Annotated in this window: 15 protein-coding genes and 1 tRNA gene; 10 read left to right on the top strand and 6 right to left on the bottom strand. The window is 70.1% G+C overall.

Features of this window, described 5'->3' with window-relative positions; all coding sequences use genetic code 11:
* Both LNW73_RS09845 and LNW73_RS09840 read right to left on the bottom strand, forming a co-directional pair.
* Positions 1-1,695, bottom strand: a complete 1,695-nt coding sequence (locus tag LNW73_RS09845; protein ID WP_250989669.1) for an AMP-binding protein — start codon at positions 1,693-1,695, stop codon at positions 1-3.
* Position 1,696: 1 nt separating this feature from the next.
* Positions 1,697-2,590 (bottom strand): ACP S-malonyltransferase, encoded by an 894-nt coding sequence (locus LNW73_RS09840; protein ID WP_250989668.1) that lies wholly within the window; start codon positions 2,588-2,590, stop codon positions 1,697-1,699.
* A gap of 294 nt (positions 2,591-2,884) precedes the next feature.
* Between LNW73_RS09840 and LNW73_RS09835 the strand changes: the two genes are divergently transcribed.
* Together LNW73_RS09835 and LNW73_RS09830 are read left to right on the top strand one after the other, a co-directional pair.
* Positions 2,885-4,513 (top strand): acyl-CoA carboxylase subunit beta, encoded by a 1,629-nt coding sequence (locus LNW73_RS09835; RefSeq protein ID WP_250989667.1) that lies wholly within the window; start codon positions 2,885-2,887, stop codon positions 4,511-4,513.
* 5 nt (positions 4,514-4,518) lie between these two features.
* Entirely contained in the window at positions 4,519-4,770 is a 252-nt protein-coding gene (locus LNW73_RS09830) for an acyl-CoA carboxylase epsilon subunit (protein WP_250989666.1), read from the top strand.
* A 210-nt stretch (positions 4,771-4,980) separates the two neighbouring features.
* On the opposite strand, the gene LNW73_RS09825 is transcribed toward LNW73_RS09830, so the two are convergent.
* Positions 4,981-5,547: a hypothetical protein gene (locus tag LNW73_RS09825; RefSeq protein WP_250989665.1), complete on the bottom strand. Its 567-nt coding sequence runs from the start codon at positions 5,545-5,547 to the stop codon at positions 4,981-4,983.
* A 211-nt stretch (positions 5,548-5,758) separates the two neighbouring features.
* Here LNW73_RS09825 and metK point away from each other — a divergent pair, with 211 nt between their 5' ends.
* The 6 genes from metK (at position 5,759) to LNW73_RS09795 (ending at position 15,630) form a co-directional block, all read left to right on the top strand.
* The gene (gene metK, locus LNW73_RS09820) at positions 5,759-6,958 is read left to right on the top strand and encodes a methionine adenosyltransferase (RefSeq protein WP_138355984.1); all 1,200 of its coding nucleotides are present in this window, start codon (positions 5,759-5,761) and stop codon (positions 6,956-6,958) included.
* A 41-nt stretch (positions 6,959-6,999) separates the two neighbouring features.
* Positions 7,000-7,992: a carbohydrate kinase family protein gene (locus LNW73_RS09815; RefSeq protein ID WP_250989664.1), complete on the top strand. Its 993-nt coding sequence runs from the start codon at positions 7,000-7,002 to the stop codon at positions 7,990-7,992.
* 2 nt (positions 7,993-7,994) lie between these two features.
* Positions 7,995-11,504, top strand: coding sequence for a methionine synthase (gene metH / locus LNW73_RS09810; RefSeq protein WP_250989663.1), 3,510 nt, complete (start codon positions 7,995-7,997; stop codon positions 11,502-11,504).
* 17 nt (positions 11,505-11,521) lie between these two features.
* Positions 11,522-12,433, top strand: coding sequence for a methylenetetrahydrofolate reductase [NAD(P)H] (gene metF / locus LNW73_RS09805; protein WP_250980329.1), 912 nt, complete (start codon positions 11,522-11,524; stop codon positions 12,431-12,433).
* Positions 12,411-13,856, top strand: coding sequence for an adenosylhomocysteinase (ahcY, locus tag LNW73_RS09800; protein ID WP_250989662.1), 1,446 nt, complete (start codon positions 12,411-12,413; stop codon positions 13,854-13,856). Before metF ends, ahcY begins: the two co-directional genes overlap by 23 nt.
* Positions 13,857-13,995: 139 nt before the next feature.
* Positions 13,996-15,630, top strand: a complete 1,635-nt coding sequence (locus LNW73_RS09795) for a hypothetical protein (RefSeq protein WP_250989661.1) — start codon at positions 13,996-13,998, stop codon at positions 15,628-15,630.
* A 15-nt stretch (positions 15,631-15,645) separates the two neighbouring features.
* On the opposite strand, the gene LNW73_RS09790 is transcribed toward LNW73_RS09795, so the two are convergent.
* From LNW73_RS09790 to LNW73_RS09780, 3 genes are all read right to left on the bottom strand, one after another.
* Positions 15,646-16,206, bottom strand: a complete 561-nt coding sequence (locus tag LNW73_RS09790; protein ID WP_250989660.1) for a DUF4231 domain-containing protein — start codon at positions 16,204-16,206, stop codon at positions 15,646-15,648.
* 525 nt (positions 16,207-16,731) lie between these two features.
* Complete coding sequence (locus LNW73_RS09785) at positions 16,732-17,013, bottom strand: antitoxin VapB family protein (RefSeq protein WP_250993137.1); 282 nt, start codon at positions 17,011-17,013, stop codon at positions 16,732-16,734.
* A gap of 491 nt (positions 17,014-17,504) precedes the next feature.
* Positions 17,505-17,576, bottom strand: a tRNA-Arg gene (locus LNW73_RS09780).
* Positions 17,577-17,807: 231 nt separating this feature from the next.
* On the opposite strand from LNW73_RS09780, the gene LNW73_RS09775 reads away from it, so the two are divergent.
* Both LNW73_RS09775 and nrtL read left to right on the top strand, forming a co-directional pair.
* Entirely contained in the window at positions 17,808-18,266 is a 459-nt protein-coding gene (locus tag LNW73_RS09775; protein WP_250992865.1) for a response regulator, read from the top strand.
* A gap of 123 nt (positions 18,267-18,389) precedes the next feature.
* Entirely contained in the window at positions 18,390-19,403 is a 1,014-nt protein-coding gene (nrtL, locus tag LNW73_RS09770) for an ArgS-related anticodon-binding protein NrtL (protein ID WP_250989659.1), read from the top strand.
* Positions 19,404-19,417 lie beyond the last annotated feature (14 nt).

Raw genomic sequence — 19,417 nt, 5'->3', positions numbered from 1 at the left:
TCAGCTGCGGATCCGGCCGCGGTCCAGCAGCGCCTCGGCGCGGGACCTGAGAGTGGACCGGTCGATCTTCCGGTTGGGGTTCATCGGGAACTCCTCCAGATGCTGGAAGAGCCGGGGGACCATCGCCTTGGGCAGGTCCGCGGTCAACCGGCGGGCCAGGTCGGCCGATGCGGCGGGCTCACCGGTGTAGAACGTGACGAGTTCGTGGCTGCCGCCGACGGCCGCGGCCACCGTGACGGCGTCCTCGACCCCCGGCAGCCGGCGCACGCTGTGGCTGACCTCGGAGAGCTCCACCCGCCAGCCCTGCACCTGCACCTGGTCGTCGGCCCGTCCCACGTAGGCGATCTCGCCGTCCGGGTACCGGCGTACGCGGTCCCCGGTCCGGTACCAGCGCCGACCGTCGTGCTCCAGGAAGCGGCCCGCGTCCTCGGCCGGGTCGAGGTAGCCCGAGAACATCTGCGGCCCGGTGATGCACAGTTCGCCCTCACCGGCGTCGGTCCGGCCCTCGCTCCCGCCGGCGTCGGTTCCGGTGTCCACCGATCCGTCCGGGGCGAGCAGCAGCTGGCGGAGGGAGTCGTGCACCGGGCCGATCGGGACGACGCCGTTGACGTATCGCTCGTCGGGGGTCGTGGGGGACAGCCGGTGCGCGGTGACGGTGATCGTCAACTCCGTCGGCCCGTACAGGTTCTCCACCACGGAGTGCGGTGCGGCCCGCAGCCAGTCCTCGGCGTCCTGCCGGTGCAGCGGCTCGCCCGCGAACAGGCTCCAGCGCAGCCCGGGCAGCGCGCCCGGCGACATGGCGCCGGTGCGGCGGGCCAGCGCGATGCCGCCGGGGGTCGAGAACCACACCGTCATCCGCTGCTCGGCCAGGAACTCCGGCAGGTCCCGGTACGCCTGCATCGGGATCGGGACGACACAGCCGCCCGCGCCCCAGGCGCAGAACAGGTCGAACATGGCGCAGTCGAAGGTCAGGTCGAAGGTCTGCGAGAACACGTCGTCGGGGCCGAAGCCGTACCGCGCGTCCAGCGTGCGGAAGTAGCTGTCGGCCGCGCGGTGGCTTGTGGGCACGCCCTTCGGGCGGCCGGTCGAACCGGACGTGAACAGGATGTACGCGGTGTCCTCGGCACCGGCCGGCAGCGGCGCCGCGAGGGCGGTCTCCTGCGGGGTGGCCGTGATGAGGTCCGGGCGCGGTTCCGCGCCCGGGACGAGGACGAGCAGCGGGCCGTCCGCGGCGGTCCGGTCGTCCCGGTCCGCCGTCAGGGCGTCGAGGGCGGCCAGTCCGCGCCGGTCGGTGATCACCGCGTCGACGCCGGCCGCCGTCAGGATCGACCGGTTGCGGGCGGCGGGGAAGTCCGGGTTCACCGGGACCGCCACGGCGCCCAGGTAGAGGGCGGCCAGCAGTCCGATGTAGGCCTCGGGGGTCTTGGTGGCCAGGATGGCGACGACGCGCGGGCCGTGCGTCCTGGCGGGAGCCGCGTGGCGCAGGGCGCCCGCCCAGGCCAGCGCGCTGTCGTGGGCCTCGGTGTAGCTGACGTCCCGGCCGCCGACCCGGAAGGCGGGGCGGTCGGGGGCGATCGCGAGGCCGCGCAGGAACCGGCCGTGCAGGGTGTGGTCCAGGGCGGCCGCCGTCGGTCCGGTGGCTACCGCCGCTGCTTCTGCCGCCGTCGTCGATCCCGTCTCCGTGATCACGCTCATGTCAGACACCTGCCTTGGGACGCATCGCGTGCTTCGGATCGGCCAGGACGACTTCGAAGTTGCGCACCGCGCACTCCACCCGGCTGAACAGGGCGTCGGGGCCGGCCACCACCAGCCGCGTCACCCCGCGCCGGCCCAGCTCGGCGAGGACCGCCGGCCAGTCCACCGGCTGCACGAAGTGGTCCCGGAGCATCGTCCTGAGCCCCTCGGCGGTGTCGATGAGCCGGCCGTCCTGGTCGGCGAGCACCGGCAGTTCGGGGTCGCGCAGCGGCAGGGCGTCGATGACCTCGACGGCGGCCCGGTCACGCAGCCCGGTGAACAGCGAGGAGTGCATCGGCGGGCGCATCGCGTACAGCGGCAGCGAACCGATCTTCCGCAGCCGGCCGGTGAACGCCTCCAGATGCTCCTCGCGCAGCGAGATCATCTCGAAGCCCTTGTCGAGGCGGCAGGACAGGTCGTACCACTCGCCCCGCTCGTCCATCCCGGCGAGCAGCTCGCGCAGCCCGTCGACGGGAGCCCGGACGAAGGACTGGGTGACCACGTCCCGGTGCTCGGTGGCGAAGTAGTCGGCGGTGCAACGGGCCAGCCGGGCCGTCATCACCACCGCGTCGGGGAAGTCCAGCGCACCGCAGAACGCCATCAGCGGCTTCTCGCCGAAACTGGGCCCCGCGCAGATCTCGGCCTCGGCGCCCAGCTCGGCGCGGGCCCACTGGGCGAGCGCCGTCGAGGCGACCATGAAGGCAATCTGCGCCGCCTCCGAATAATCCTCGCCGGACTCGCGGAACCGGTCGAACACCGAGTAGCCCAGGGCCTCGTCGGCGATCGGCAGCAGATCGCGGGCAAAGGTATTCAGAAGCAGAAACCTGCCCAGGTCGGAGAAACGGGTGGGACCCATTCCTGGAAACACCATTGCCGTAGTCATCGCTGAAACCCGCCTTGTCGCGAACTGGCCTCGTCCGGTCTTTTCTACGGGCTGTCGCAAGGGGGAGTAACCCCTATGTCTCCCCGCCCGCTCCCCTTAGCAACACCCATACCGGACAGGGAATAGGGGTGGGCCGCCGGAGGGTAGGGGGTCGACGCTGTGGCACCTGCTTCGACGCCGCGGCTTCAATGAGGTTCAGGCTGTTTCATCAATCGCTGCAATCGCCTGACCGAGTGGACCTGACCGAGTGGATGGGTGAACCGAACCATGACCATTGCCGAGGACATCACCTCGACCGGGCCGCAGACGCTGGCCCCGGTGACGGGACAGCTCCCGCCACCGCGGCAGGACCCGAGGTCCCGGGTCGCGCTGCTCAACCTGGTCAAACAGACGGTCAGGGACGGACCGGGGCCGCGCGCGACGGAACAGCAGTGGGCCAAGGGCAAACTGACCGTCCACGAACGGCTGGAACTGCTCTTCGACGAGGGCACGTTCACCGAGATCGAACCGCTGCGCCGGCATCGTGCCACCGGCTTCGGGCTGGAGAACAAGCGCCCCTACACCGACGGTGTGGTGACCGGCTGGGGCGAGGTCATGGGCCGCACGGTCTTCGTCTACGCCCATGACTTCCGGATTTTCGGCGGCTCGCTGGGCGAGGCCCACGCCGAGAAGATCCACAAGGTGATGGACCTGGCGGAATCGGCCGGCGCACCCCTGGTCAGCCTCAGCGACGGCGCCGGGGCCCGCATCCAGGAGGGCGTCACCGCGCTCGCCGGATACGGCGGCATCTTCCGCCGCAACGTCCGCTCGTCGGGCGTCATCCCGCAGATCAGCGTGATGCTCGGCCCGTGCGCGGGCGGCGCCACCTACTCCCCGGCCCTCACCGACTTCGTCTTCATGGTGCGCGGCACCTCGCAGATGTACATCACCGGGCCCGACGTGGTGCAGGCCGTCACCGGCGAGAAGATCTCCCACGACCAGCTCGGCGGCGCCGATGTGCACGCGTCCGTCTCCGGCGCGGCCCAGTTCGTCTACGAGGACGAGGCCGAGTGCCTCGCCGAAGTCCGCTACCTGCTCTCGCTGCTGCCCTCGAACAACCGGGAACTGCCGCCGGCCGTCACCACGGCCGACCCGGCCGACCGCCGCAACGAGTCGCTGCTGGAACTGGTGCCGGCCGACGCCAACCGCGCCTACGACATCCGCCCGGTGATCGAGGAGATCGTCGACGACGGCGACTTCTTCGAGGTGCACGCTGCCTGGGCCACCAACATCGTCTGCGCGCTGGCGCGGCTGGACGGCCAGGTGGTCGGCATCGTGGCGAACCAGCCGGCGTCCCTGGCGGGCGTCCTGGACATCAACGCCTCGGAAAAGGCCGCGCGGTTCGTCCAGATGTGCGACTCCTTCAGCATTCCGCTGGTCACCCTCGTCGACGTGCCGGGCTTCCTGCCCGGCAGCGCGCAGGAGCACGGCGGCATCATCCGGCACGGCGCGAAGCTGCTGTACGCGTACTGCAACGCCACCGTGCCGCGGATCCAGGTCATCCTCCGTAAGGCCTACGGCGGTTCGTACATCGTCATGGACTCGCGGTCCATCGGCACCGACCTGTCCTTCGCCTGGCCGACCAACGAGATCGCGGTCATGGGCGCGGAGGGCGCCGCCAACGTCGTCTTCCGGCGCGAGATCGCCGCGGCCGACGACCCGGACGCGGTCCGCGCCGAGCGCATCAAGCAGTACCAGGAGGAACTGATGCACCCCTACTACGCGGCGGAGCGCGGCCTCGTCGACGACGTCATCGACCCCGCGGAGACCCGTTCGGTGCTGATCCGCTCGCTGGCGATGCTCCGCACGAAGCACGCCACGCTCCCGTCCCGCAAGCACGGAAACCCGCCGGTGTGACGGCCATGACGACACCGAGCGCACCGGCCGCCGAAGAGCCGTCAGCAGATGTGGCCGCCGACGAACTGCTCATCCAGTTCGTCCGCGGCGAGCCGGACGACGAACAGGTGGCCGCCGCGACGGTGGCCCTCCTCGCCGTCCTCCGGCAGAAGGCCGTGGCCGACGACGACCAGGGCGGACGGGTCGGCCAGAGCAGCCGGCCGCCGCGCTGGACCCCCGACAGCTACAGCCCGCCGGGCGCCTGGGCCTACGGCTGACCCGACACGAACCACCCGCCCTGTGCCCCGGATCCGCTGAGGATCCGGGGCACGGTCATGTCGCCGTGGCCGCCGCACGGTCATGTCCACCGTGGCCACCGTGGGCGGGGGCCGCACAGCGACGCAGTACCGAACCCGGGCAACACTGAACCCACCGCCTCACTCACTGAGGCGGTGGGACGGTGGGGGGAGCGTTGGCGCGGGTTGGGATCAGGCCGTCTGGTGCGCGCGGCGCGCGGCGACGGCCTTCGGGTAGCGGATCGTGAAGAGCACGGGGATCACGAAGCTGGCGACCTTGACGACGATCATGGGTGTCGTCGCGTGCGCGTCGGCGCGGATGATGAAGGCCAGCACGACGGCGGCGGCCGCGAAGGCGAGCCCCCACACCTGCGTGATGACGGCGTTGGTCTGGTAGAACGCCTCCGTGCGGGCGACCTTCTCCGGTACGAGTTTGCGTGCGATGCCGAGGGTGAACGGCCGACGGATGAGCAGCGAGCCCCAGGCGGTGAGGGCGAGCCACGCGTCGACAAGAGCCGGCCCGTAACGGACCAGATCCGAGTCCGGTTGCGCGTAGGACAGCCAGGCGATCCCCGCGAAGAACACGAACGCGCTGGTCTCGATCACCATCTCGTCCCAGTTCTTGCCGGACTTGCGATCGCGCCAGATCACCACTGTGGCGATCCCGAGCCCGACCAGTGCACCCTTGCGCCAGTCATCGCTTGTGGCGACGAAGGCATAGGCGATCCACGGGAGGAAGCTGATGAGGTAGCGGGTCATGGATAGCTCCTTTCTCGCATCCATTGCGACAGGTGGGACTAAAGCGCCCCTAAAGCGATCCACGGCCCGCAAGGGCATCAAAAAAGGCTACCCCCGTTGGGCGGGCCGTGCACAGGTTTCGCTTTAGCCGTCCGCAAGGAGCCGATCGCACGCTCTCGTGGATATCGCTCCACGGTCCACCGGAGCGTTGGATACGCATCTGGAGGAATCCATGGCCCGCCGCCTTTTCACGTCGGAATCGGTTACCGAGGGACACCCCGACAAAATCGCCGACCAGATCAGTGACTCCGTCCTCGACGCACTCCTCGGGCAGGACCGCACCGCCCGGGTCGCCGTCGAAACCCTGATCACGACCGGTCAGGTGCACATTGCCGGTGAGGTCACCACATCCGCGTACGCCGATATTCCGGCGATCGTGCGGCAGACGGTGCTGGATATCGGGTACGACTCGTCCGCAAAGGGATTCGACGGGGCTTCGTGCGGTGTGTCGGTCTCCATCGGTGCGCAGTCCCCGGACATCGCACAGGGCGTCGACACCGCGTACGAGTCGCGGGTGGAGGGCGGCGAGGACGACCTCGACCGTCAGGGCGCCGGCGACCAGGGCCTGATGTTCGGCTACGCGTGCGATGACACGCCCGAGCTGATGCCGCTGCCGATCGCGCTGGCCCACCGCCTCTCCCGCCGGCTCTCCGCGGTCCGCAAGAGCGGCCGGCTGGCGTATCTGCGCCCGGACGGCAAGACCCAGGTCACCATCGAGTACGACGGCAGCAAGGCCGTCCGCCTCGACACCGTCGTGATCTCCAGCCAGCACGCGCCCGACATCAGCCTGGACTCCCTGCTGGCCCCGGACATCCGGGAGTTCGTCGTGGAGCCCGAGCTCGAAGCCCTCGGCCTCACCCTGTCGACGGAGGGCTACCGGTTGCTCGTCAACCCGACCGGGCGGTTCGAGGTGGGCGGTCCGATGGGTGACGCGGGGCTGACCGGCCGGAAGATCATCGTCGACACGTACGGCGGGATGGCCCGGCACGGTGGTGGCGCGTTCTCCGGCAAGGACCCGTCCAAGGTGGACCGTTCGGCCGCCTACGCGATGCGCTGGGTCGCCAAGAACGTCGTCGCCGCCGATCTGGCGACGCGCTGCGAGGTCCAGGTCGCCTACGCCATCGGCAAGGCCGCCCCCGTCGGGCTGTTCGTCGAGACGTTCGGCACCGAGACCATCCCCGTGGCCCGCATCCAGGACGCCGTCAGCCAGGTCTTCGACCTGCGCCCGGCCGCCATCGTGCGCGACCTCGACCTGCTGCGGCCCATCTACGCGCAGACCGCCGCCTACGGCCACTTCGGCCGGACGGACGCCGACTTCACCTGGGAGTCCACCGACCGGGCGGCCAAACTCCGCCAGGCCGCCGGTCTCTGACAGCCGGCCGAGGAAGAGCACCGGAGGAGTGAGTGACTGAGATGCGCACCGCCATCACAGGATCCATCGCAACCGACCATCTGATGGTCTTCCCCGGTCGGTTCACCGACCACCTGGTCGCCGACCAGCTCCAGAACGTCTCCCTGTCCTTCCTCGCCGACACCCTCGAGGTCCGCCGGGGAGGGGTGGCGGCGAACATCGCCTTCGGCATGGGGCAGCTCGGCCTCGCCCCGGTGCTGGTCGGCGCGGTCGGCCCGGACTTCGCCGACTACCAGGTCTGGCTCAAGCAGCACGGCGTCGACACCGACTCCGTCCAGATCTCCCACGAGCACCAGACGGCCCGCTTCGTCTGCACCACCGACTCGGTGCAGAACCAGATCGCCACGTTCTACGCGGGCGCCATGGCCGAGGCCCGCCGGATCGCCCTCGCCCCCGTCACGGAACGTGCCGGCGCCCTCGACCTGGTCGTCATCGCGCCCAACGACCCCGAGGCGATGCTCCGGCACACCGCGGAATGCCGTGAGCTGGGCATTCCCTTCGCGGCCGATCCGTCGCAGCAACTCGCCCGCCTGGACGGCGAGTCGGTGCGGCTGCTCCTCGACGGCCCGCGGTTCCTCTTCAGCAACGAGTACGAGGCCGCGCTCCTCCAGGAACGCACCGGCTGGAGCGCGGACCAGGTGCTCCAGCGCGTCGGCACCTGGATCACCACGCTCGGCGCCAAGGGCGTCCGCATCGAGCGCGCGGGCGAAGCCCCGATCCTCGTACCGGCCGCCCCGACCACCGGCGCCACCGAACCCACCGGGGTCGGCGACGCCTTCCGCGCCGGGTTCCTCGCCGGCGTCTCCTGGGATCTCACCCTGCGGCGCTCGGCCGAACTGGGCTGCGCGCTGGCCACCGTCGTCCTCGAATCGGTCGGCACCCAGGAGTACCACCTGGACCGCACCGACCTCCTCAGCCGGCTGCGGACCGGCTACGGCACCGAGTCCGCCACCGAGCTCGAACCGCGGTTGTCCTATCTGGCGAGGTCCCTGTGAGCGTGAGCCAGAAGAGTCAGAAGAGCCAGGAGAGCCGGGAGAGGGTGCGGCTGCTGCGGGACGCGTTCGCGTCGCGGGTGGTGGTGGGCGATGGCGCGATGGGCACGATGCTGCAGGCGCAGGATCCGTCGCTGGACGACTTCGAGAACCTGGAGGGCTGCAACGAGGTTCTGAACGTGACGCGGCCGGACATCGTCCGGTCGGTGCACGAGGAGTACTTCGCGGCGGGTGTCGACTGCGTCGAGACCAACACCTTCGGTGCGAACCTGGCGGCGCTGGGGGAGTACGACATCCCCGGCCGCATTCATGAACTCTCGCTCTCCGGCGCCCGGTTGGCCCGTGAGGTGGCGGACGGTTTCGCCACGCCGGACCGGCCGCGCTGGGTGCTCGGCTCCGTCGGCCCCGGCACGAAGCTCCCGACCCTCGGCCACGCCCCCTATGCGCTGCTGCGGGACGGCTACGAGGAGAACGTGGCGGGCCTCATCGAGGGCGGCGCGGACGCCATCCTGGTGGAGACCACCCAGGACCTGCTCCAGACCAAGGCCGCCATCGTCGGTGCCCGGCGGGCGATGAGCTCCGCCGGCATCCAGCTGCCGCTGATCTGCCAGGTCACGGTGGAGACGACGGGCACGATGCTGCTGGGTTCCGAGATCGGTGCGGCGCTGACGGCGCTGGAGCCGCTCGGCATCGACATGATCGGCCTGAACTGCGCCACCGGCCCCGCCGAGATGAGCGAGCACCTCCGCTACCTGGCCCGGCACGCCCGGACCCAGGTCTCCTGCATGCCGAACGCCGGCCTGCCGGTGCTGGGCAAGGACGGCGCGCACTACCCGCTGTCGCCCGAGGAGCTCGCGGACGCCCACGAGACGTTCGTGCGCGAGTACGGGTTGTCGCTGGTGGGCGGTTGCTGCGGCACCACCCCCGAGCATCTGCGGCAGGTCGTGGAGCGGGTGCGGGGCCTGGATCTGGTCCCGCGCAATCCGCGCCCGGAGCCGGGTGCGGCGTCGCTCTACCAGACGGTGCCGTTCAAGCAGGATGCGTCGTATCTCGCGATCGGTGAGCGGACGAACGCCAACGGGTCGAAGAAGTTCCGTGAGGCGATGCTGGAGGGCCGCTGGGACGACTGCGTGGAGATGGCCCGCGATCAGATCCGCGAGGGCGCGCACCTGCTGGACCTGTGCGTGGACTACGTGGGCCGTGACGGTGCCGCGGACATGGCCGAGGTCGCGGGCCGTTTCGCGACGGCTTCCACCCTCCCCATCGTGCTGGACTCCACCGAAGTCCCGGTGCTGCGGGCGGGGTTGGAGAAGCTGGGTGGCCGGGCGGTCATCAACTCCGTCAACTATGAGGACGGCGACGGTCCCGAGTCCCGGTTCGCGCAGATCACGGCGCTGGCGGCTGAGCACGGCGCCGCGCTGATCGCGCTGACGATCGACGAGGAGGGCCAGGCCCGCACCCCCGAGCACAAGGTCGCCATCGCCGAGCGGCTGATCGAGGACCTGACCACCAACTGGGGCATCCTCGAATCGGACATCCTGATGGACTGTCTGACGTTCACGATCGCGACCGGTCAGGAGGAGTCCCGTAAGGACGGGATCTCGACGATCGAGGCGATCAGGGAGCTGAAGCGCCGGCACCCGCTGGTGCAGACGACCCTGGGTCTGTCGAACATCTCCTTCGGTCTGAATCCGGCCGCCCGTGTCGTGCTGAACTCGGTCTTCCTGAACGAATGTGTGGACGCCGGCCTCGACTCCGCCATCGTGCACGCCAGCAAGATCGTGCCGATCGCCCGGATCCCCGAGGAGCAGCGGGAGATCGCCCTCGACCTGGTCTACGACCGGCGTCGTGAGGGCTATGACCCGTTGCAGGCTTTCCTGGCGGCGTTCGAGGGCGTCGACATGAAGTCGGTGAAGGCGGGTCGCGCGGAGGAGCTGGCAGCGCTGCCGCTGGACGAGCGCCTGCAGCGGCGGATCATCGACGGTGAGAAGAACGGCCTGGACCGGGACCTGGACGAGGCGCTCACGACCCGCCCCGCGCTGGCGATCGTCAACGACACGCTGCTGGAAGGCATGAAGGTCGTCGGTGAGCTGTTCGGCTCCGGGCAGATGCAGCTGCCGTTCGTGCTGCAGTCGGCCGAGGTCATGAAGACCGCGGTGGCGTATCTGGAACCGCACATGGAGAAGTCCGACGCGGAGGGCAAGGGCACGATCGTGCTGGCCACGGTTCGCGGGGACGTCCATGACATCGGTAAGAACCTCGTCGACATCATCCTGTCCAACAACGGCTACAACGTCGTCAACCTGGGGATCAAGCAGCCGGTGGCGGCGATCCTGGACGCGGCCACCGAGCACAAGGCCGACGTGATCGGGATGTCGGGACTCCTCGTGAAATCCACCGTGATCATGAAGGAGAACCTCCAGGAGCTCAACCAGCGCAAGATGGCCGCCGACTACCCCGTGATCCTGGGCGGCGCCGCCCTGACCCGCGCTTACGTCGAGCAGGACCTGCACGAGATCTACGAGGGCGAGGTCCGCTACGCCCGGGACGCCTTCGAGGGCCTGCGGCTGATGGACGCGCTGATCGCCGTCAAGCGCGGTGTCCCCGGCGCCACCCTCCCCCCGCTCAAGCAGCGCCGCGTCGCCGCCGTGGACCGTCCCGCACGCGGTCCGGTGGCCCCGGAACTGCTGCCCGCCCGCTCCGACGTGGCGGCCGACAACCCCGTCCCGAAGGCGCCGTTCCTGGGGACCCGGATCGTGAAGGGCATTCCGCTCGCGGAGTACTCCTCCTGGCTGGACGAGCGGGCCACGTTCATGGGCCAGTGGGGGCTGAAGTCCGGCCGCGGGGGCGGGCCTTCGTACGAGGAGCTGGTCGAGACAGAGGGCCGGCCGCGGCTGCGGATGTGGCTGGACCGGCTGCACACCGAGAACATGCTCGAAGCGGCCGTCGTCTACGGCTACTTCCCCTGCGTGTCCAAGGGCGACGACCTGATCATCCTGGACGAGAAGACCGGCGGCGAGAGCCACCGCTTCACGTTCCCCCGCCAGCACCGCGACCGGCATCTCTGCCTGTCGGACTTCTTCCGCCCGGAAGGCAGCGGCGAGCCGGACGTCATCGCGCTCACCGTCGTGACCATGGGGAACAAGGTCTCCGAGGTGGCGAACGAGCTGTTCGCCGCCAACGCCTACCGCGACTATCTCGAACTGCACGGCCTCTCCGTCCAGTTGACCGAGGCGCTGGCCGAGTACTGGCACGCCCGGATCCGCACCGAACTGGGGATCGCGGGCGCCGATCCGGACAACCTGGACGCGATGTTCCGCACCGAGTACCAGGGCTGCCGCTACTCGCTCGGCTATCCGGCCTGCCCGGACCTGGAGGACCGCGCCAAGATCATGGACCTGCTCAAGCCGGAACGCATCGGCGTCGTCCTGTCCGAGGAGTTCCAGCTGCACCCGGAGCAGTCCACCGACGCGATCGTCATCCACCACCCGGAAGCCAGCTACTACAAGGCGTAAGGAGGACCGTGCCCACCATGTCGACCACGCTGACCAGCAACAACCTGCGCGATGTCCTCGCCGCCGGGCAGCGCACGTTCTCGTTCGAGTTCTTCCCCCCGAAGACGGACGCGGGCGAGCGCGTCCTGTGGGACGCGATCCGCCGCATCGAGGCCGTCGGGCCCACCTTCGTGTCCGTCACCTACGGCGCCGGCGGCTCCTCCCGCGACCGGACCGTGGACGTCACCCGGCGCATCGCCACCGAGACGACGCTGCGCCCGGTCGCCCATCTGACCGCGGTCGGCCACACGGTGGCGGAGCTGCGGCAGATCGTCGGCCGGTACGCGGACGCCGGGATCCGCGACGTCCTCGTCCTGCGCGGCGACCCGCCGGGCGACCCGCGCGGCCCGTGGCAGCGGCATCCCGGGGGCCTGGACCACGCGGCGGACCTCGTCGAACTCGTCCGCTCCATCGGTGACTTCAGCATCGGCGTGGCGGCCTTCCCGGAACGCCACCCCCGCTCCCTGAACTGGGACGACGACATCCGGCACTTCGTCGACAAGTGCCGGGCGGGCGCCGACTACGCCATCACCCAGATGTTCTTCGACGCGGACGACTATCTGCGGCTGCGGGACCGGGTGGCCGCCGCGGGATGCGACACCCCGATCATCCCGGAGATCATGCCCGCCACCGACGTCCGGCAGATCCGGCGCTTCGCGGAGCTGAGCGACGCGACCTTCCCGCCCGGGCTGGCCGAGCAGCTGGCGGCGGCGCAGCACGACCCGGAGAGCGCCCACCGCATCGGGGTCGACCACGCGACGCGGCTGGCCCAGCGCCTGCTCGACGAAGGTGCCCCCGGCCTGCACTACATCACCCTCAACCGGTCCACCGCGACGCTTGAGATCCACCAGAACACAAGGAGCGCAGATGCCGTCCCTCACCGCCGCTGATTTCAAGGTCGCGGACCTCTCCCTTGCCGCGTTCGGCCGCAAGGAGATCATCATGGCCGAGCACGAGATGCCCGGTCTGATGTCGATCCGCGCCGAGTACGCGGAGTCCAAGCCGCTGACCGGCGCGCGGATCACCGGCTCGCTGCACATGACGATCCAGACCGCCGTCCTCATCGAGACCCTGGTCGCGCTGGGTGCCGAGGTCCGCTGGGCGTCCTGCAACATCTTCTCCACCCAGGACCACGCGGCGGCAGCGGTCGCGGTGGGCCCGAACGGCACCCCTGAGGACCCGCAAGGCACCCCCGTCTTCGCCTGGAAGGGCGAGACGATGGAGGAGTACTGGTGGTGTGCCGAGCAGGCCGTCACCTGGCCCGACGGCGGCCTGAACATGATCCTGGACGACGGCGGCGACGTCACCCTCCTGATCCACAAGGGCGTCGAGTTCGAGAAGGCCGGAGCCGTCCCGGACTCCGCCGACGGCGACTCCGAGGAGTACGGCTACATCCTCGACCTGCTGCGCCGCACCCAGACGGAGAGCCCCGGCAAGTGGACCACCGCGGCCGCCCTCATCAAGGGCGTCACCGAGGAGACCACGACCGGCGTCCACCGGCTCTACGAGATGCAGCGCGACGGCGGTCTGCTCTTCCCCGCGATCAACGTCAACGACTCCGTCACCAAGTCGAAGTTCGACAACAAGTACGGCTGCCGCCACTCGCTCATCGACGGCCTCAACCGCGCCACCGACGTCCTGATCGGCGGCAAGGTCGCCGTCGTCCTCGGCTACGGCGACGTCGGCAAGGGCTGCGCGGAATCGCTGCGCGGCCAGGGCGCCCGGGTCGTCATCACCGAGATCGACCCGATCTGCGCACTGCAGGCGGCGATGGACGGCTACCAGGTCACGACCCTGGAGGAGGTCGTCGCCGAGGGCGACATCTTCGTGACGACGACCGGCAACAAGGACATCATCATGGCCGCCGACATGGCCAGGATGAAGCACCAGGCCATCGTCAGCAACATCGGCCACTTCGACAACGAGATCGACATGGCCGGCCTCGCCAAGGTCCCCGGCATCGTCAAGGACGAGGTCAAGCCCCAGGTCCACACCTGGAAGTTCCCCGACGGACACACCATCATCGTCCTGTCCGAAGGCCGCCTGATGAACCTCGGCAACGCGACCGGCCACCCCTCCTTCGTGATGTCGAACAGCTTCGCCAACCAGACGATCGCCCAGATCGAACTCTTCACCAAGACCGCCGACTACCCCATCGGTGTCTACGTGCTCCCCAAGCACCTCGACGAGAAGGTCGCCCGCCTCCACCTCGACGCCCTCGGCGTCAAACTCACCACCCTGCGCCCGGAGCAGGCCTCCTACATCGGCGTCCCGGTCGAGGGCCCGTACAAGGCGGACCACTACCGCTACTGATCGCGCCCGGTTGATTCACCCGGTCGATTCACCCGGTAGCGGCGGGTGGAAAGCGTGACGTGACGGGCGCTGCGGGGTTCATCTCCATGTGAACGGAACCTCGCAGGCCCGGCCGCCGCGCTTCAACCTCCGCCTCCCTGTGTCTCTTCGAGCGCTCGCCGATCCGGCCGCGGTGCTGGCGGGGGCCGTCCTCGTCGGGGTGCGGGCGCTGCGGCTCGGGCAGTGGATCGTCGACGACGCGGCCATCACGTACGCCTACGCGCGCAGCATCGACGAGGGGTACGGCCCGGCCCAGCAGGCCGGCGCCCCGCCGGTGGAGGGGTACTCCAACCCGGCGTGGCTGGCGCTGCTGGTGGCCGGGCGGCGGCTGCGGCTGTTCGACCACGGGGCGCTGTTCGGGGTCTCGGACCTCGTGTGGTTCCCCAAAGCGCTGGCGCTGCTGTGCGTGATCGGGATGCTGGCCGCGGTCTCGTTCGCGGCGCGGGCGGTGCTGCCGGGGCGGGCGTGGGCCGTGACGCTGCTCGCCGGAGCGGCGATGGCCGGGAACTTCTCGCTGGTGGTCTGGCTGTTCTCCGGACTGGAGAACCCGCTGTACGGCCTCGCCGTCACCGCCCTCGCGGCCGTCCTGGCCCGGTCCGCCGTCCGTGACGACCTGCTGCGGCCGGGCACCGCCGTCGCGGCCGGCCTCCTCGCGCTGCTCGCCGCGCTCACCCGCCCGGACGGCATCGTCTACGCGGCCGCGTACCCGCTGACGACGCTGCTGCTCGTGCGCCGCCGGCACATGGCCCGTGCGATCGCTTTGTCGACAGCGGCCTTCGCTCTCCCCTACGCGTCTCATCTGCTCTGGAGACATGCGGAGTTCGGCCGCTGGGTCCCCAACACCGCGGTCGCGAAGGCCCAGCGGGCGCCGGACCTGGCCGGCCTCGCGCACACCACCGAGCTGCTCTCGTTCGCCGGCTGGACCCTGGTCCTCGCCGCACTGGCCTGCACGGCCGCCGCACTCGCCCGCCCGGGTCCTGGCCGCCGGGCGCTGCTCGCCGTACTCGTCCCGCTGGCCCTCGCCCTGACCGCCTACGGGACGCTGCAGCGCGACTGGATGGCCCTCTACCGTTTCGCGACCCCGGTATGGACGCTCGCGGCCTTCGCCGGCGCGCTGGCCGCCGTCACCGTCTGGGACCGCGAACGGCCGCGCGGACGCGCGGTCCTGGCGGCGGCGCTCCTCGTCGGATCCGTTCTGTCACTGGCCGGACAGCGGCCCCGCGCGGCGGAGTTCCGGGCCGACCCGACGCTGTCGATGTGCTTCGTCGCCGACCGCTACGGCCGGCTGTTCAACAGCTACGCCGACCGGCTCGCCCTCCCGCCCGACACCGGCCTCCTGCTCCCCGACCTCGGCGGCACCCTCCTGACCAGCCGGCTCCGCGTCACCGACCTCGCGGGTCTCACCGACCCGGCCATCGCGGACGCCTACGCGGCGCACGACACGACCCGCCTGCGCACCTACGTCTTCGACACCGTGCGCCCCACCTTCATCCATGTCCACAACCCCTGGGCGGCCATCTCCGGCCTCACCCCCGCAGCCCTCACCGCCCACGGCTACGTTCCGCTCTCCACCCGGACGGACACCGGCGACTGGATCCGCCACGACGCCGTCCCCGACCCCACCCGCCTCACAGCCCTCCAACACACCACCCTCCCCGCCATCCCCCGATCCACCCACCTCCGCACCACCACCCCCACCCAACCCTGCGGCCCCCGCCTCACCCCGGCGCCCTGACGGTCACCGTCACCGTCACCGCTCAGGATCCGGCTGCTCCCGCCTGGCGTCCGGGATGCCGATCGGCATCTGCAGATCCGCGTTGACCTGGCCGCCCAGCGTCATGACGTTCAACGTCGCCGAATTCTCATTGGCGATCGCCTTCTCCACCCGCCCCACGAGCGTGACGAACGCCTTCCCGTCCGCCAGCCCGGCGTACGGCCCCACCTTGGTCTGGAAATAGACCCGCTCATGTCCGAGCAGCTGTTCCGTCGACCGGTAGTTCTTCCACTGCTCCCGATACCGGTACACGCTCTCCAGCGACACCGACACGACCACCACCAGGCTGAGCACGGTGGCAGTGAGCCGCGAGAACGGCAGATCCACATTGACCAGCACCGGCACCAGCGCCCCACCGACCACCGACAGCGTCCGCATCCGCAGATGCATGGCCTTGGTCCTGACCGCTTTCCGGTCGTACCACTTCTGATACTGGGCCAGCCTGGTCTCGATGTACCGCTCCGGCGTCATCGGCTCGACAGCCGAACCTCCGTAAGTCCCGCTGGAACTGGACGCGTTGTCATCGCTCTCCGACATGGCAGGGAGTAGACCCCCACGCCCCACCCGAGTCAACCACTCCCACCCCCGACAGCGGCACCCGGCATCATCCCCGCTGGCGACACCTATTCGGCTGCGGTGCCCGGCCGGTCTCCTCTTCACTGGAACCATGAAGCTGATGGAGCCCCCGATCGAGTGGACACAGGACAGGCATCGCCCGGGTACGAAGTCCCATCTAGGTGAGTGCTCCTGGAACGCGCCCTGTCCAAGGGCCGCCCTATGGAGCGTGCACGTTGAGGACAAAGGCGGCGAGAGTTGGTGGGCCGTATGCGAGGAGCACCGCGCCGCCTCACCCGTTCTGAGCGCGGAGAGCCCGGCCGGGTAGCCTGGACAGTGAGGGCTGACGCAGGCCCCTCGCCAGGCGCCGCCGGCAGTTGAGGCAGCAGGCCAGCCTGAGGAAAGCTTCGTGGATGTCGTCGCCGATCTCCCAGCGGATGCGCAGGCGACGGAACCAGTCGGGAGCCGGACGAACGAAGCGCCCACCGCAGACGCATTGCCATCGGCTCAGGGGTCTTCGACGGGGTCGCAGTCCGACGGAGAGGGAGATTCCTTCCGGTCTCGTCCCACCATCCAGGCCATGACCGGAATGCCGACCAGGCCGATGGGCACAATGGTGAACGGCGCCGGGACGAACACGATGCCGACCACTGCCAGCGGGAGCGCGACGGCCAGTACCTTCACCAGTACCGATGGACGACGCACCACGCGTCGCAGGACATCGTTGAAACTCTCCCCGCCGCCTGCACGCTCGCGGCGCAGGCGCTCCTGGCGGTCCTCGGATCCCATGCCCGCATACTTCCAGACGGGAAGATGGTCCGGAAGGTCGGAAAGGGCCGGCTGCCCACCGCCCACGACGCTCAGAACAGCCGGCGCCCTCACCCACGATGCTCTTGGCCAGGGCATCCCGCCCGCTGCTCGTCGGGAAGCTCTGGACGGGTACCGGTGAGACGCACGACGACCAGGGCTTCAAGAACCGGCCCGTGCCGATTCCTCCACAGCTTGTGGACATCTATCGCGAGCGCCTGGAGACCTTCGGCGCGGCCAAGGGCGGGGGGCTGTTCGCCAATCGGCGCAGGGGAGTGGTCGGCGCTTCGACGTGCTGCCGATGAGTGACAGGTGGGATGCGGGATGAACGTCGCGGCCTGGCCTCTGGAGTCGTCCGGGGGCCTTCGTCATTTCCGGGTGGGGGCGTTCAGTTGCATACGGCTGGAGATACGCGAAGACCCCGTCCCCAGCGTTTCCGCTGGTGACGGGGTCCTCGGACACTTCTTGCGAAGTGCCCCCGGCAGGATTCGAACCTGCGCACCCGGCTCCGGAGGCCGATGCTCTATCCCCTGAGCTACGGGGGCGTGTCGTCCGCAGTAGCGGTGACGGGTGAAACCCTACCAGCTTGTGCATGGTGCCTGGGTACAGGGTTTTGGGGTGTTGGCCCGAAGGGGCGAGCGGTCGTGGGGGAGGGCTTTAGCGCATGGGGTGTGGTGGGCGGGGGCGGGTTCGGAAAGCTCCCTCTCACGGGGAAGAAGTGGGCAAAACGCGGACGGATCGCGATGGCCCCGCCTACTCTTCGAGATGTGCCGGGCATGTCCGGCCGGGTCCTTGTGGTCGACGACAACAAGGTCATCCGGCAGCTGATCAGGGTCAATCTCGAGCTGGAGGGCTTCGAGGTCGTGACCGCGGCTGATGGTGCCGAATGCCTGGACATCGTCCACCGCGTGCAGCCCGATGTGATCACGCTCGATGTGGTGATGCCGCGGCTCGACGGACTGCGGACGGCGGCCCGGCTGCGGTCCGACGCGCGGACCCGGGACATACGGATCGCGATCGTCAGCGCGTGCACCCAGCTCGAGGTCGAGCGCGGCGTGGCGGCCGGGGTGGACGCGTTCCTGGGGAAGCCGTTCGAGCCCTCCGATCTGGTGAACATGGTGCGGCGGCTGGCCCACGGCGGACCGGGCGCCCCCGGCGCTTCCGGCGCTGAGTCGTCCGCCGGCGCGCCCACCGAGGACCAGGCGGCCGCGGCCCCCGGCAGCGGTTGCGGCTGAGGTTCCGGCTCGGGTGTGGCTGACGTTGTCGGTGGGGTGACACCTGCCGCGGCCGCTCGCGAAAGAGTGGAGGGCGGCGAAACCCGGTCGCATGGGTACCCCCTCCTCGCCTACCCTTTCCGTGTGACCCCCGCTGAGCTCTCCCGTGCTGTTCTGAGCACGGTTCGTCGCGCCGTCGCGGCCGATGAGCTGCGGGTGACGGTGCCGGACCGGATCAGCGTGCAGCGGCCGCCCCGGCCCGGGTGCGGCGACTACGCGACGAATGTCGCGCTGCAGCTCGCGGGCGCCGCGGGGTGCCCGCCGCGGGAGGTCGCCGAGGTGCTGCGCAAGCGGCTGGCGACGGAACCCGGCATCGCTCAGGTGGTGATCGCGGGCCCCGGTTTCCTGAACATCACGCTCGACGCGGCGGCCTACGGGGACGTGGTGCGCAAGGTGCTGGAGCGGGGCGCGGCGTACGGCCACGGCGACGCGCTGGCCGGCACGTACGTGACGACCGTCCATGACGGCGAGCCCCGCGCGGCGGTCACCGCCGAGGTGCTGGAGCGGCTGCTGCGTTCCTGCGGTGCCAGTGTCGGTGCCGGCGACTCGGTCGAGCCCCCCGAACCCGTCTCCGTCCGCCCCGCCGGCGCCACCGCCGCCCAGCTCTGCGAGCGTCTCGGCCCCGACGCCACCCGCTGGGCGCTCCTGCGCCCCCCGGCCGACGACACGCCGTCCCTGGATCCGGCCGTCCTGCTCTCGCAGCGCGCCGGCAATCCGCTCTTCCGGGTCCGTTACGCGCACGCCCGCAGCCGGGCGCTGCTCCGCAACGCCCACGATCTGGGCATCGAACCCTCCTCCGACGCTTCGGACGGTACGTTTCACCATCCCGCGGAGACGGACCTCCTCGGCCTGATCGCCGACTACCCCCGTGTCGTAGAGACCGCCGCCCGGCACCGCGCCCCCGATCGGGTCGCCCGCCATCTGGAACGGCTCGCCGACGCCTTCCTCCGCTTCCACGACGAGTGCCCGCCGCTGCCGCGCGGCGACGAGAAACCCTTGGCCGCCCACTGTGTCCGGCTGTCGCTCGCCGAAGCGACCGGCACGGTGCTGGCAGGCGGCCTGGACCTGCTCGGCATCAGCGCGCCAGAACACCTCTGAGGAGACAGAGCCCC

This window comes from Streptomyces sp. RKAG337 (assembly GCF_023701715.1).
GTDB lineage: Bacteria > Actinomycetota > Actinomycetes > Streptomycetales > Streptomycetaceae > Actinacidiphila.
The sequence above is the reverse complement of the archived record's forward strand: the minus strand, read 5'-3'. Positions and strand labels throughout refer to the sequence as shown.

Excerpts from the sequence above, each read along its gene's own strand:
- ahcY (WP_250989662.1), top strand. The coding sequence starts at position 12,411 with ATGCCGTCCCTCACCGCCGCTGATTTCAAGGTCGCGGACCTCTCCCTT.
- LNW73_RS09785 (WP_250993137.1), bottom strand. The coding sequence starts at position 17,013 with ATGGGATCCGAGGACCGCCAGGAGCGCCTGCGCCGCGAGCGTGCAGGC.
- metK (WP_138355984.1), top strand. The coding sequence starts at position 5,759 with ATGGCCCGCCGCCTTTTCACGTCGGAATCGGTTACCGAGGGACACCCC.
- LNW73_RS09840 (WP_250989668.1), bottom strand. The coding sequence starts at position 2,590 with ATGGGTCCCACCCGTTTCTCCGACCTGGGCAGGTTTCTGCTTCTGAAT.
- metF (WP_250980329.1), top strand. The coding sequence starts at position 11,522 with ATGTCGACCACGCTGACCAGCAACAACCTGCGCGATGTCCTCGCCGCC.
- LNW73_RS09815 (WP_250989664.1), top strand. The coding sequence starts at position 7,000 with ATGCGCACCGCCATCACAGGATCCATCGCAACCGACCATCTGATGGTC.
- LNW73_RS09790 (WP_250989660.1), bottom strand. The coding sequence starts at position 16,206 with ATGTCGGAGAGCGATGACAACGCGTCCAGTTCCAGCGGGACTTACGGA.
- LNW73_RS09775 (WP_250992865.1), top strand. The coding sequence starts at position 17,808 with ATGTCCGGCCGGGTCCTTGTGGTCGACGACAACAAGGTCATCCGGCAG.
- LNW73_RS09835 (WP_250989667.1), top strand. The coding sequence starts at position 2,885 with ATGACCATTGCCGAGGACATCACCTCGACCGGGCCGCAGACGCTGGCC.
- LNW73_RS09825 (WP_250989665.1), bottom strand. The coding sequence starts at position 5,547 with ATGACCCGCTACCTCATCAGCTTCCTCCCGTGGATCGCCTATGCCTTC.
- LNW73_RS09830 (WP_250989666.1), top strand. The coding sequence starts at position 4,519 with ATGACGACACCGAGCGCACCGGCCGCCGAAGAGCCGTCAGCAGATGTG.
- LNW73_RS09845 (WP_250989669.1), bottom strand. The coding sequence starts at position 1,695 with ATGAGCGTGATCACGGAGACGGGATCGACGACGGCGGCAGAAGCAGCG.